Below are 12,944 nucleotides of genomic sequence, written 5' to 3' on the forward strand. Positions count from 1 at the left end.
CAAAAGATCGCAGCCTTCGGCAGCTCCTACGCCGATCGCATGCACCGCAAATGTGGCGCCCTATGCAAAATCTGTAGGAGCTGCCGCAGGCTGCGATCTTTCCACGGCACACCCGATTCAATTGATAGAAAGCGCGCCTTTTTGGAGCACCGCACCATGACGCTTGCAGTCCAGTTCACCAACGTTTCCCGTCAGTTCGGCGAAGTGAAAGCCGTTGACCGGGTTTCCATCGACATCCAGGACGGCGAGTTTTTCTCCATGCTGGGGCCTTCCGGCTCGGGCAAAACCACCTGCTTGCGCCTGATCGCCGGTTTTGAACAACCGAGCGCAGGCTCCATCCGGATTCATGGCGAAGAGGCCGCCGGCCTGCCGCCGTACCAGCGTGACGTGAACACCGTGTTCCAGGATTACGCGCTGTTCCCGCACATGAACGTTCGCGACAACGTCGCCTACGGCTTGAAGGTTAAAGGCACCGGCAAGGCTGAACGCCTCAAGCGCGCCGAAGAATCCCTGGAGATGGTCGCCCTCGGCGGCTACGGCGAGCGTAAGCCGGTGCAGCTCTCCGGTGGTCAGCGCCAGCGTGTGGCCCTCGCCCGCGCTTTGGTCAACCGTCCACGGGTGCTGCTGCTCGACGAACCCCTCGGTGCACTCGACCTGAAACTGCGCGAGCAAATGCAGGGCGAGTTGAAGAAGCTGCAACGCCAGCTCGGCATCACCTTCATTTTCGTCACCCACGACCAGACCGAAGCACTGTCGATGTCCGACCGCGTGGCCGTGTTCAACAAGGGCCGCATCGAACAAGTCGATAGTCCGCGCAACCTGTACATGAAACCGGCCACCACCTTCGTGGCGGAATTCGTTGGCACTTCCAACGTGATTCGCGGCGACCTGGCCAGGCAGCTCAGTGGCAACCCGCAGCCGTTCTCGATTCGCCCGGAGCATGTGCGTTTCGCCGAAGGCCCGCTGGCCAGCCACGAAATCGAAGTCTCCGGCTTGCTCCACGATATCCAGTACCAGGGCAGCGCCACCCGCTATGAGCTGAAACTGGAAAACGGCCAGACCCTGAACATCAGCCAGGCCAACAACCAATGGCAGGACACCAGCGCACAACACCAGACCGGCCAACGCATCAGTGCACGCTGGGCGCGTGAAGCCATGATTGCATTGCACGACACCGTTGCGGGCGGGGTGTGACATGAACACCCTGGCTATCTCCCAAACCCAGTCGGGCGGCTCGCCGTTGCGCCGGTTCTCCAACCTGCTGTATCGCCGGCCAAACCTATACCTGTCGATGCTGCTGGTGCCACCGCTGCTGTGGTTCGGCGCGATCTACCTGGGCTCGTTGCTGGTGCTGCTGTGGCAGGGTTTCTACACCTTCGATGACTTCACCATGGCGGTCACCCCTGACCTGACCCTGGCCAACTTCACCGCGCTGTTCCAGCCGTCGAACTTCGACATCATCCTGCGCACCCTGGGCATGGCGATTGTCGTGTCGATGGCCAGCGCCGTCGTCGCGTTCCCGATTGCCTACTACATGGCGCGCTACACCACGGGCAAGACCAAGGCGTTTTTCTACATCGCGGTGATGATGCCGATGTGGGCCAGTTACATCGTCAAGGCGTACGCCTGGACGCTGCTGCTGGCCAAGGGTGGCGTGGCGCAGTGGTTCGTGCAGCACTTGGGGCTGGAACCGGTTCTGCAATTGGTGCTGGGCATTCCGGGCGTTGGCGGCAGCACCTTGTCGACCTCGCATCTGGGGCGCTTCATGGTATTCGTCTACATCTGGTTGCCGTTCATGATCCTGCCGATCCAGGCCTCGCTGGAGCGCCTGCCGCCGTCGCTGCTGCAAGCCTCCGCCGACCTCGGCGCCAAGCCACGCCAGACCTTCACGCAAGTGATCCTGCCGCTGTCGATCCCGGGCATTGCCGCAGGCTCGATCTTCACCTTCTCGCTGACCCTGGGCGACTTCATCGTGCCGCAACTGGTCGGCCCGCCCGGCTACTTCGTCGGCAGCATGGTGTATGCCCAGCAAGGCGCGATCGGCAACATGCCGATGGCCGCAGCGTTCACCCTGGTGCCGATCGTGCTGATCGCCATCTACCTGTCCATCGTCAAACGACTGGGGGCCTTCGATGCACTCTGACAAAGCCTCTCTCGGCCTGCGCATTGCCGCCTGGGGCGGGTTGCTGTTCCTGCACTTCCCGATCCTGATCATCTTCCTGTACGCCTTCAACACCGAAGACGCGGCGTTCAGCTTTCCGCCCAAGGGCTTCACCCTGAAGTGGCTCAGCGTGGCGTTCTCACGGCCGGACGTGCTCGAAGCCATCAAGCTGTCGTTGCAGATCGCCTCGATTGCCACCCTGATCGCCATGGTCCTCGGCACGCTGGCGTCCGCCGCGTTGTACCGCCGGGACTTCTTCGGCAAGCAAGGCATCTCGCTGATGCTGATCCTGCCGATTGCCCTGCCGGGGATCATCACCGGGATCGCGTTGCTGGCGACCTTCAAGACATTGGGCATCGAGCCGGGGATGTTCACCATCATCGTCGGCCACGCGACCTTCTGCGTGGTGATTGTCTACAACAACGTCATCGCCCGCTTGCGCCGCACCTCCCACAGCTTGATCGAGGCCTCGATGGACCTCGGCGCCGACGGCTGGCAGACCTTCCGCTACATCATCCTGCCGAACCTCGGCTCGGCGTTGCTGGCCGGCGGCATGCTGGCGTTTGCCCTGTCGTTCGACGAAATCATCGTCACCACCTTCACCGCCGGCCATGAACGCACCCTGCCGCTGTGGCTGCTCAACCAGCTCAGCCGCCCACGGGACGTGCCGGTGACCAACGTCGTGGCGATGCTGGTGATGCTGGTGACCATGCTGCCGATTCTTGGTGCTTATTACCTGACGCGGGGTGGCGAAAGCGTTGCCGGTAGCGGCGGGAAGTAACCGAATAACCACTGAAGGAACCGAATCCCTGTAGGAGTGAGCCTGCTCGCGATGACTGACTGTCATTCAACAGTGATGTCGACTGTAAGACCGCTATCGCGAGCAGGCTCACTCCTACATTTAGATCCGGTTCAGGCAGCAAAATAAAAGTGTTAGTGAGGACAAAGCCATGCAAACCAAACTCTTGATCAACGGCCAACTGCAAAGCGGCGAAGGCCCCGCCCAACCGGTGTTCAACCCGGCACAGGGTCGTGTGCTGGTGGAAATCAACGAAGCCAGCGCAGCCCAGGTCGATGCCGCCGTACGCGCCGCCGACGCCGCGTTCGACAGCTGGTCGCAGACCCCGCCGAAAGCGCGTTCGCGGCTGCTGCTCAAACTCGCCGATGCCATCGAGGCCCATGGCGAAGAGCTGGCCAAACTGGAATCGGACAACTGCGGCAAGCCTTACAGCGCCGCGCTGAACGACGAGATCCCGGCGATTGCCGACGTGTTCCGCTTCTTCGCCGGCGCCAGCCGCTGCATGAGCGGTTCGGCCGGTGGCGAATACCTGTCCGGCCACACCTCGATGATCCGCCGCGACCCGGTGGGCGTGATCGCCTCCATCGCGCCGTGGAACTACCCGTTGATGATGGTCGCCTGGAAAATCGCCCCGGCCCTGGCCGCCGGTAATACCGTGGTGCTCAAGCCGTCGGAACAAACCCCACTGACCGCCCTGCGCCTGGCCGAACTGGCGTCGGACATTTTCCCGGCTGGTGTGCTCAACCTGGTGTTCGGTCGTGGCCCTACCGTCGGCAGCCCGCTGGTCACCCACCCGAAAGTGCGCATGGTGTCGCTGACCGGCTCGATTGCCACCGGCTCGAACATCATTTCCAGCACTGCCGACAGCGTCAAACGCATGCACATGGAATTGGGCGGCAAGGCCCCGGTGATCATCTTCGACGACGCCGACATCGATGCCGCCGTCGAAGGCATCCGCACCTTCGGTTTCTACAACGCCGGGCAAGACTGCACCGCCGCCTGCCGCATCTACGCGCAGGCAGGCATCTACGACAAATTCGTCGAGAAACTCGGAGCGGCCGTCAGCAGCATCAAATACGGCCTGCAGGACGATCCATCGACCGAACTCGGTCCGCTGATCACCGCGCAACACCGCGACCGCGTGGCCGGTTTCGTCGAACGCGCCGTAGCCCAGCCGCATATCCGCCTGATCACTGGCGGTAAAGCTGTCGACGGCGACGGGTACTTCTTCGAACCGACCGTGCTGGCCGACGCGCAGCAGGACGACGAGATCGTGCGCCGCGAAGTGTTCGGGCCAGTGGTGTCGGTGACCAGATTCAGCGATGAAGCACAGGTGCTGGGCTGGGCCAACGATTCGGACTACGGCCTGGCCTCCTCCGTGTGGACCGCCGACGTCGGCCGCGCCCATCGCCTGTCGGCCCGTTTGCAGTACGGCTGCACCTGGGTGAATACGCACTTCATGCTCGTCAGTGAAATGCCTCACGGCGGTCAGAAACTGTCCGGCTATGGCAAGGACATGTCCATGTACGGGCTCGAGGACTACACCGTTGTGCGGCATGTGATGTTCAAGCACTAAACACGAAAAGATCGCAGCCTGCGGCAGCTCCTACACCGAGCGCCTTACACCCTGTAGGAGCTGCCGCAGGCTGCGATCTTTTCAGCGGACACACGGACGGTGTCTGTGCTTGTCACCAGAGATTCACCGCAACTCAAAAAACAATAACCACCGATCCGGGCGGTGCCTTCAAGGCCCCGTCACGGTTTCGGACATCCGAAATCTGCCGATTTTCCGGAGCAATCACACATGAGTGCATCACCCGATCTCTCTGCAGCCCTTGCCGACAGCGATGCCGAGCAACTACGCAAGCTGGGCTACACCTCCAACTTCAATCGCAGCATGAGCCTGTGGGAAAACTTCGCCCTGGGCTTCACTTACCTGTCCCCGGTCGTCGGGGTGTATACCCTGTTCGGCCTGTGCCTGACCGCGGGCGGGCCACCGATGTTCTGGGCTTACTTGCTGGTCGGTTGCGGCCAGTTGCTGGTGTGCCTGATCTTCGGCGAAGTGGTTTCGCAGTTCCCGATTTCCGGCGGCGTGTACCCATGGGCCCGTCGTCTGGTGGGCAAGCGCTGGGCGTGGATGGTTGGCTGGATCTACTCCATCGCCCTGTGCGTGACCATCGCGGCGGTTGCCGTGGGTGCCGGTCCGTACCTCGCCGCCATGATGGGCTTTGAACCGAGCAACAACACCAACATCATCATCGCCCTGTTCCTGACGCTATTCGCCACCCTGGTCAACCTCAGCGGCACCAAAGTGCTGGCACGGATCGCCATGTTCGGCTTCCTCTGTGAGCTAGTGGGCGCGGTGATCGTCGGTGTTTACCTGCTGATTTTCGAGCGTCATCAACCCATCAGCGTGTTGTTCAACACCTTTGATATCAGTGTCGACGGCTCGTACCTGCCGGCCTTCCTCACCGCGTCGCTGGCGGGGATGTTCCTGTACTACGGCTTCGAGGCCTGCGGCGACGTGGCCGAAGAAACCCCGAACCCGAGCAAGCAGATCCCGGTGGCCATGCGCATGACCATCTACATTGGCGGCATCGCGGCGATGTTCGCCTGCCTGGCACTGATCCTGGCCGTGCCGGACATGCAGGCCGTGATCAACGGTACCGACAAGGATCCAGTCACCACCATCCTCAACAACGCCTTCGGCCCGGTGGGTTCGAAAGTGGTGATGGGCGTGGTGATGATTTCCTTCATCTCCTGCGTGATCAGCCTGCAAGCGGCGGCCAGTCGTCTGCTGTATTCCTACGCCCGTGATGAAATGGTCATCGGCAGCCGACTGCTGAAAAAGATTTCCCCTACGACTCAGGTTCCAGTTGCCGCGCTGTTCGTGTCCGGTGTCCTGCCGGCGCTGATCATCATCCTCGGTTTCTTCCTGCAAGACGCGGTCGCCACCATCGTCAGCTTCGCGGCCATCGGCATCTACCTGGCGTTCCAGATGATCGTGCTCGCGGCCCTGTACGCCCGCCTGAAGGGCTGGAAACCCAGCGGCAAATTCACCCTCGGCGCCTGGGGTTGGGCGGTGAACATCGGCGCGCTGGTCTATGGTGTCGGTGCCATCATCAACATGGCCTGGCCACGTACGCCGGATGCCGCGTGGTACATCAACTACGCGATGGTGCTGAGCACTGCCATCGTGATTGGCCTGGGCTTGCTCTACATGTGGATCGCCAAGCCGTATGACCACGGCACCGCCCCGGCGGGCGATGCCTGGAAAGTCAGCCGGTAACGGCATTCGCCCCGGTGCCGTCGTGGTGCCGGGGCGATCTAAAAAACCGACTAGGATTGAATATGGATATCTCCCCCCGACGGGCGCTGAGTCGGTTAACCCCATCTCGTTGCGTTAGCATCTGGCAACACATCCCTCTCTCTCGTTCGTGTTCGCCGCACTAGAGTTTCGTGCAGCCCATGCACGCCTGCGGTTGACGAAAACCCTGGCTCGGCCTAGGGTGTTTACGTCGTTTACAGCGTATACACCTTAGGAGAGCCATCATGGCCTCACCCGTTTTGTCTTTTCGCGTCGAAGAACAATTGGCACAGCAGCTGGATTTATTGGCTGCGGCGACCGACAGAGATCGTCAGTACCATCTCAAGCGTGCATTGGTTCGATATGTGGAAGCCGAGTCCTGGCATCTGCTAGCCATCAGTGACGGCATCGCCGATGCCGACGCGGGGAAACTCACCGATCTGGATGCCGTGAAGGCTAAGTGGGCAAAACGTGCCGAGCGTAGTACTGACTGAAAAAGCCGATAGCGATCTCGATGCCATTCACGAGCACTACCGAAAGGTAGTTGGCGCAAAAGCCGCTCTCGAAATCATTTCCACGATGTTGCAATCCTTTGAATTGTTGGAACAGTTTCCCGGCTCGGGCAGGCCTTCAGGCATGCCCGATGTCCGAGAGTTGGTACTTGGCCGTTTTCCCTTTATCGCCCCTTACCGATTTTCCCAAGGCCAGGTACAAGTTCTGCGCGTGCTGCATCAGCGATCCGAGCGTTCCCAGGATTGGTAGATGAGGGCATCCAGCCAGGACGGGATGCCCCATTGCTTCAGAACCTCGAAACACTCCTCATCGCATCCACCAGATATCTCATCGCGATCCTGTCGCTCTCCGACAGCTCCCGATAGCGTTCCACCAGTTTCATTTCCTCGCTATTGAGCCGGCGTCTTCGCCTCCCGCTGGCCAGGCACGGAAAGATTCCCAACAATTCAGTGATGTTCTGTACTTTCGACATGGACGATGTCCTTCTCTAGACGTCAAAGAAACTGCAAAAAAACGCATCGCCCTATCCCTTTTTCAGCAGCCGCTGGGTGCCCGCTGAACCGCACCGGTCCGAAGGGCATAAACCGGTCATGTGCACAGAATAGAAATATTCCGGGCGCTGAAAAGCGGTTTTTAGAGTAATTAGTCGAAAAAAGCAGAAATGCCCTGTAAATCAGAAACCCCTGTCGGAATTGTTTCCCGACATGTCTTGTTTCATTGCCGAGCCGGCGCAGTGCCATCAATCAATTTTGCTCTGCAATCGAACGGTTTAAGCTGTCGGGCATCTGTTTAAAAGTCCGTTGCGTTTGGCCGAAGGCATGTCCGAACCGATATTTCTGATCCAGCACGTGCCAGGAACGGCGCGGGATTGCTCAAGACAGGTTGTATTTATGCACCGCAGGAACTTGCTCAAAGCCTCCATGGCCATCGCGGCCTACACCGGTTTGTCCGCCACGGGCCTGTTGGCGGCCCAGGCCTGGGCCGCCAGTGGCGGCACCGCTGATGGCGAGGCCACCGCGTTCGATTTCGAGGCGCTGAAGCTCCAGGCCAAACAGCTCGCCAGCAATCGCTACCAGGACACCAAGCAACAGTTGCCGCCAACCCTGGCGACCATGACGCCGCAGAACTTCAATGCGATCCGCTACGACGGCAATCATTCGTTGTGGAAAGAGCTCAAGGGTCAGCTGGACGTGCAGTTCTTCCACGTCGGCATGGGGTTCAAGCAGCCGGTGCGCATGTACAGCGTCGATCCGAAAACCCGCATGGCCCGCGAGGTGCATTTCCGCCCGTCGCTGTTCAACTATGAAAACACCACGGTCGACACCGCACAGCTCAAGGGCGACCTGGGTTTCTCCGGCTTCAAGCTGTTCAAGGCCCCGGAACTGGACAAGCACGACGTCGTGTCTTTCCTCGGCGCCAGTTACTTCCGTGCGGTAGACGCCACCGGCCAGTACGGCTTGTCGGCCCGCGGACTGGCGATCGACACCTACGCCAAGAAGCGCGAAGAATTTCCCGACTTCACCAAGTTCTGGTTCGAGACACCGGACAAGGACAGCACCCGCTTCGTGGTCTACGCCCTGCTCGATTCGCCGAGCGCCACCGGTGCCTACCGCTTCGATATCGACTGCCAGGCCGAGCGCGTGGTGATGGAGATCGATGCCCACGTCAACGCTCGCACCGCCATCGACCAACTGGGCATTGCGCCGATGACCAGCATGTTCAGTTGCGGCACCCACGAACGCCGGATGTGCGACACCATTCACCCGCAAATCCACGACTCCGATCGCCTGGCCATGTGGCGCGGCAACGGCGAGTGGATCTGCCGCCCGCTGAATAACCCTGCGACCCTGCAATTCAATGCCTTCGCCGATACCGACCCGAAGGGCTTCGGCCTGGTGCAGACCGACCACGAGTTCGCCAGCTATCAGGACACCGTCGACTGGTACAGCCGCCGCCCAAGCCTGTGGGTCGAACCGACCACCCCATGGGGCGAAGGCTCGGTCGATCTGCTGGAGATTCCCACCACCGGCGAAACCCTGGACAACATCGTCGCCTTCTGGACCCCGAAGAAACCGGTGGCGGCCGGCGATTCGCTGAACTACGGCTACAAACTCTATTGGAGCGCACTGCCACCGGTCGGCACACCACTGGCGCGAGTCAATGCGACCCGTTCAGGCATGGGCGGTTTCACCGAAGGCTGGGCGCCGGGCGAGCATTACCCGCCAGTCTGGGCCCGTCGTTTTGCCGTGGACTTCACCGGCGGTGGCCTGGACCGCTTGCCTGAAGGCGCGGGCATCGAGCCGGTGGTCACTTGCTCGAACGGCGAGGTCAAGGATTTCAGCGTGCTCAAGCTCGATGACATCAAGGGCTACCGCATCCTGTTTGACTGGTACCCGACCAATGACAGCGTGGAGCCTGTCGAGCTGCGCCTGTTCATCCGCACCAACGACCGCACGCTGAGCGAAACCTGGTTGTATCAGTACTTCCCGCCAGCCCCGGACAAGCGCAAATATCCCTGACAGCCAAGTAGCACCAACCACCATTCGGTTTTCCGAACGCGACCTGCGGGTCAGTTCGGTTAACCGGATCATCCAACCTCAATATTCGCGCCATAAATATTTAATTTCCTTATAAATCAATAACATGATTCATTGGCACTGGTCTGGCACGAGTCATGCTCTACACTTCTTCGACGAATGTCCTTTGCGCCCTCTCTCAGTAGCGCTCAGGTGATTTGCAGCACAAAAGGGCCGATGAACTGGCTCCATAAAAAAAACAATGTCGAGGAAAATTTGATGCGCATCATTCCCCATATCCTGGGCGCAGCCATTGCTGCCGCTCTGATCAGCACGCCAGTGTTCGCCGCCGAACTCACCGGCACCCTGAAGAAGATCAAAGAGTCCGGTGTCATCACCCTCGGGCATCGTGACGCGTCCATTCCGTTTTCCTACATCGCGGATGCTTCCGGCAAACCGGTCGGCTACTCCCACGACATCCAGCTGAAAGTCGTCGAAGCGCTGAAAAAAGACCTCGACATGCCGAACCTCCAGGTCAAGTACAACCTGGTGACTTCGCAAACCCGTATCCCGCTGGTACAGAACGGCACCGTGGACCTCGAATGCGGTTCCACCACCAACAACGTCGAGCGTCAGCAGCAAGTTGACTTCTCCGTTGGCATCTTCGAAATCGGTACTCGCCTGCTGTCCAAGGCAGACTCCAAGTACAAGGATTTCCCTGACCTGGCCGGCAAGAACGTCGTGACCACCGCCGGCACCACGTCCGAGCGCATCCTCAAGGCGATGAACGCCGACAAGCAGATGGGCATGAACGTCATCTCCGCCAAAGACCATGGCGAATCCTTCCAGATGCTGGAAACCGGCCGTGCCGTGGCTTTCATGATGGACGACGCTCTGCTGGCAGGTGAAGCAGCCAAGGCCAAGAATGCGAAAGACTGGGCAGTGACCGGTACTCCGCAGTCCTACGAAATCTACGGCTGCATGGTGCGCAAAGGCGACGAGCCGTTCAAAAAGGCTGTGGATGACGCCATCAAGGCCACCTACGCATCGGGCGAGATCAACAAGATCTACGAAAAATGGTTCATGCAACCTATCCCGCCAAAAGGCCTGAACCTGAACTTCCCGATGAGCAACGAGCTCAAGGCCCTGATCGCCAATCCGACCGATAAAGCGGCTGACGACAAGAAATCCTGATTTCTGACTAACCTTATCTCCTGACAGGGCGCAAGCCCTTTCAGGAGGTTGTCACTCCCTGCTGGCATTTCTGGAAACACTCGAACCGGTGGCTGTCGAGCCGAGCGCGTGTGCCTGTCCCTCAAGGACAGGCGGGAACGGAGCTTCCCCAAGCGGGTACTTGTACATCGATCGAATCCGAGGGGAGACCCTAATGAATTACAACTGGGACTGGGGCGTGTTCTTCAAGTCCACCGGCGTGGGCAGCGAGACCTATTTCGACTGGTACCTGACCGGTTTGGGCTGGACCATCGGCATCGCCATCGCGGCCTGGATCATCGCCTTGACACTGGGCTCGATCCTGGGCGTCATGCGTACCGTGCCGAATCGCATCGTATCGGGCATCGCCACCTGCTACGTCGAACTCTTCCGTAACGTGCCGCTGCTGGTTCAGCTGTTCATCTGGTACTTCCTGGTGCCCGATCTGCTGCCTGCCGACCTGCAAGAGTGGTACAAGCAGGACCTGAACCCGACCACCTCGGCCTTCCTCAGCGTCGTGGTGTGCCTGGGCCTGTTCACCACCGCCCGGGTTTGCGAACAGGTGCGTACCGGTATCCAGGCCCTGCCCAAGGGCCAGGAAGCCGCGGCCCGCGCCATGGGTTTCAAGCTGCCGCAGATCTACTGGAACGTGCTGCTGCCCCAGGCCTACCGGATCATCATTCCGCCGCTTACCTCGGAATTTTTGAACGTATTCAAGAACACCTCCGTGGCCTCGCTGATCGGCTTGATGGAATTGCTCGCGCAGACCAAACAGACCGCCGAGTTTTCCGCCAACCTGTTCGAAGCCTTTACCCTGGCAACGCTGATCTACTTCACCCTGAACATGAGCCTGATGTTGCTGATGCGCCTGGTCGAGAAGAAAGTCGCCGTACCGGGCCTGATCTCCGTAGGGGGTAAATGATGGAATTCGACTTCTCGGGCATCATCCCGTCCCTGCCGGGCCTGTGGAACGGCATGATCATGACCCTCAAGCTGATGGTCATGGGCGTGGTCGGCGGGATCATCCTCGGCACCATCCTGGCGTTGATGCGTCTGTCCCACAGCAAGCTGCTGTCGAACATCGCCGGCGCCTACGTCAACTATTTCCGTTCGATCCCGTTGCTGCTGGTCATCACCTGGTTCTACCTGGCGGTGCCGTTCGTGCTGCGCTGGATCACCGGCGAAGACACCCCGATCGGCGCGTTCGCCTCCTGCATCGTGGCATTCATGATGTTCGAAGCCGCGTACTTCTGCGAAATCGTCCGCGCCGGTGTGCAGTCGATTCCCAAGGGTCAGATGGGCGCTGCCCAGGCGCTGGGCATGACTTACGGCCAGATGATGCGTCTGATCATCCTGCCGCAGGCGTTCCGCAAGATGACTCCGCTGTTGCTGCAACAGAGCATCATCCTGTTTCAGGACACCTCGCTGGTCTACGCCGTCGGCCTGGTGGACTTCCTCAATGCTTCGCGCGCCAGTGGCGACATCATTGGCCGCTCCAATGAGTTCCTGGTTTTCGCCGGTCTCGTGTACTTCACCATCAGCTTTGCCGCCTCGCAGCTGGTCAAGCGTCTGCAAAAAAGGTTCGCCGTATGATCTCTATCAAAAGCATCAACAAGTGGTATGGGGACTTCCAGGTACTGACTGATTGCAGCACCGAGGTCAAAAAAGGCGAAGTGATCGTGGTGTGCGGACCATCCGGTTCCGGCAAATCGACCCTGATCAAGTGCGTCAACGCCCTGGAACCGTTCCAGAAAGGCGACATCGTGGTCGACGGCACCTCCATCGCAAACCCGAAGACCAACCTGCCGAAACTGCGTTCGCGCGTGGGCATGGTGTTCCAGCACTTCGAGCTGTTCCCGCACCTGACCATCACCGAAAACCTGACCATCGCGCAGATCAAGGTGTTGGGCCGCAGCAAGGAAGAAGCCACCAAGAAAGGCCTGCAACTGCTCGAGCGCGTAGGTCTTTCGGCCCATGCTCACAAGCATCCTGGCCAACTGTCCGGTGGTCAGCAGCAGCGTGTGGCGATTGCCCGTGCGCTGGCGATGGACCCGATCGTCATGCTGTTCGACGAACCGACCTCGGCGCTGGACCCGGAAATGGTCAACGAAGTGCTCGACGTGATGGTGCAACTGGCCCACGAAGGCATGACCATGATGTGCGTGACCCACGAAATGGGCTTCGCCCGTAAAGTCGCGGACCGGGTGATCTTCATGGACGCCGGCAAGATCATCGAAGACTGCAAGAAAGAGGAGTTCTTCGGCGACATCAATGCCCGTGCGGATCGTACGCAGCACTTCCTCAACAAGATTCTGCAGCACTAAAAGCAATTCGCTCCTTTGTAGGAGCTGGCTTGCCAGCGAAGGCGGTGGTCCAGACGATCTCGAATGTCCGGGCCACCGTCTTCGCCGGCAAGCCGGCTCCTACATGGGGCGG

13 protein-coding genes are annotated in these 12,944 nt (G+C 59.9%); 12 read left to right on the forward strand and 1 reads right to left on the reverse strand.

The annotated features are described in order from the left end of the window. Positions 1 to 156: 156 nt before the first annotated feature. The 7 genes from AC1D19_RS17650 to AC1D19_RS17680 all read left to right on the forward strand — a co-directional run bounded on the left by AC1D19_RS17650 (position 157) and on the right by AC1D19_RS17680 (position 7,029). Positions 157 to 1,194 (forward strand): ABC transporter ATP-binding protein, encoded by a 1,038-nt coding sequence (locus tag AC1D19_RS17650; protein ID WP_477763922.1) that lies wholly within the window; start codon positions 157 to 159, stop codon positions 1,192 to 1,194. Position 1,195: 1 nt separating this feature from the next. Then, positions 1,196 to 2,143: an ABC transporter permease gene (locus AC1D19_RS17655; protein ID WP_477752342.1), complete on the forward strand. Its 948-nt coding sequence runs from the start codon at positions 1,196 to 1,198 to the stop codon at positions 2,141 to 2,143. Next, a complete protein-coding gene (locus AC1D19_RS17660) occupies positions 2,133 to 2,942 on the forward strand; it encodes an ABC transporter permease (protein ID WP_477763923.1) in 810 nt (269 codons plus the stop codon). Before AC1D19_RS17655 ends, AC1D19_RS17660 begins: the two co-directional genes overlap by 11 nt. Before the next feature lie 169 nt (positions 2,943 to 3,111). Next, positions 3,112 to 4,536 carry a gamma-aminobutyraldehyde dehydrogenase gene (locus AC1D19_RS17665; protein WP_477763924.1) on the forward strand — a complete coding sequence of 475 codons (1,425 nt, stop codon included), beginning with the start codon at positions 3,112 to 3,114 and terminating at the stop codon, positions 4,534 to 4,536. Between the two features lie 228 nt (positions 4,537 to 4,764). After that, positions 4,765 to 6,249 carry an APC family permease gene (locus AC1D19_RS17670; protein WP_477763925.1) on the forward strand — a complete coding sequence of 495 codons (1,485 nt, stop codon included), beginning with the start codon at positions 4,765 to 4,767 and terminating at the stop codon, positions 6,247 to 6,249. A gap of 263 nt (positions 6,250 to 6,512) precedes the next feature. Continuing rightward, complete coding sequence (locus AC1D19_RS17675; protein ID WP_477763926.1) at positions 6,513 to 6,761, forward strand: CopG family ribbon-helix-helix protein; 249 nt, start codon at positions 6,513 to 6,515, stop codon at positions 6,759 to 6,761. Then, positions 6,739 to 7,029, forward strand: a complete 291-nt coding sequence (locus tag AC1D19_RS17680; RefSeq protein ID WP_082562882.1) for a type II toxin-antitoxin system RelE/ParE family toxin — start codon at positions 6,739 to 6,741, stop codon at positions 7,027 to 7,029. Before AC1D19_RS17675 ends, AC1D19_RS17680 begins: the two co-directional genes overlap by 23 nt. Positions 7,030 to 7,066: 37 nt before the next feature. Here the strand turns inward: AC1D19_RS17680 and AC1D19_RS17685 are convergent, their stop codons facing one another. Beyond that, positions 7,067 to 7,252 carry a hypothetical protein gene (locus tag AC1D19_RS17685; RefSeq protein ID WP_223458275.1) on the reverse strand — a complete coding sequence of 62 codons (186 nt, stop codon included), beginning with the start codon at positions 7,250 to 7,252 and terminating at the stop codon, positions 7,067 to 7,069. Between the two features lie 418 nt (positions 7,253 to 7,670). On the opposite strand from AC1D19_RS17685, the gene AC1D19_RS17690 reads away from it, so the two are divergent. The 5 genes from AC1D19_RS17690 to AC1D19_RS17710 all read left to right on the forward strand — a co-directional run bounded on the left by AC1D19_RS17690 (position 7,671) and on the right by AC1D19_RS17710 (position 12,832). Beyond that, positions 7,671 to 9,299: a glucan biosynthesis protein D gene (locus AC1D19_RS17690; protein WP_477763927.1), complete on the forward strand. Its 1,629-nt coding sequence runs from the start codon at positions 7,671 to 7,673 to the stop codon at positions 9,297 to 9,299. Positions 9,300 to 9,575: 276 nt separating this feature from the next. Continuing rightward, a complete protein-coding gene (locus tag AC1D19_RS17695) occupies positions 9,576 to 10,490 on the forward strand; it encodes a glutamate/aspartate ABC transporter substrate-binding protein (RefSeq protein WP_477763928.1) in 915 nt (304 codons plus the stop codon). A gap of 193 nt (positions 10,491 to 10,683) precedes the next feature. Further along, the gene (locus AC1D19_RS17700; protein WP_477763929.1) at positions 10,684 to 11,430 is read left to right on the forward strand and encodes an amino acid ABC transporter permease; all 747 of its coding nucleotides are present in this window, start codon (positions 10,684 to 10,686) and stop codon (positions 11,428 to 11,430) included. Then, a complete protein-coding gene (locus AC1D19_RS17705; protein ID WP_477763930.1) occupies positions 11,430 to 12,101 on the forward strand; it encodes an amino acid ABC transporter permease in 672 nt (223 codons plus the stop codon). The genes AC1D19_RS17700 and AC1D19_RS17705 overlap by 1 nt, the downstream gene beginning before the upstream one ends. Beyond that, positions 12,098 to 12,832 carry an amino acid ABC transporter ATP-binding protein gene (locus AC1D19_RS17710; protein ID WP_477759824.1) on the forward strand — a complete coding sequence of 245 codons (735 nt, stop codon included), beginning with the start codon at positions 12,098 to 12,100 and terminating at the stop codon, positions 12,830 to 12,832. The genes AC1D19_RS17705 and AC1D19_RS17710 overlap by 4 nt, the downstream gene beginning before the upstream one ends. The last annotated feature ends 112 nt before the right edge of the window (positions 12,833 to 12,944 follow it).

It is taken from the genome of Pseudomonas sp. P1_C12 (assembly GCF_056406435.1).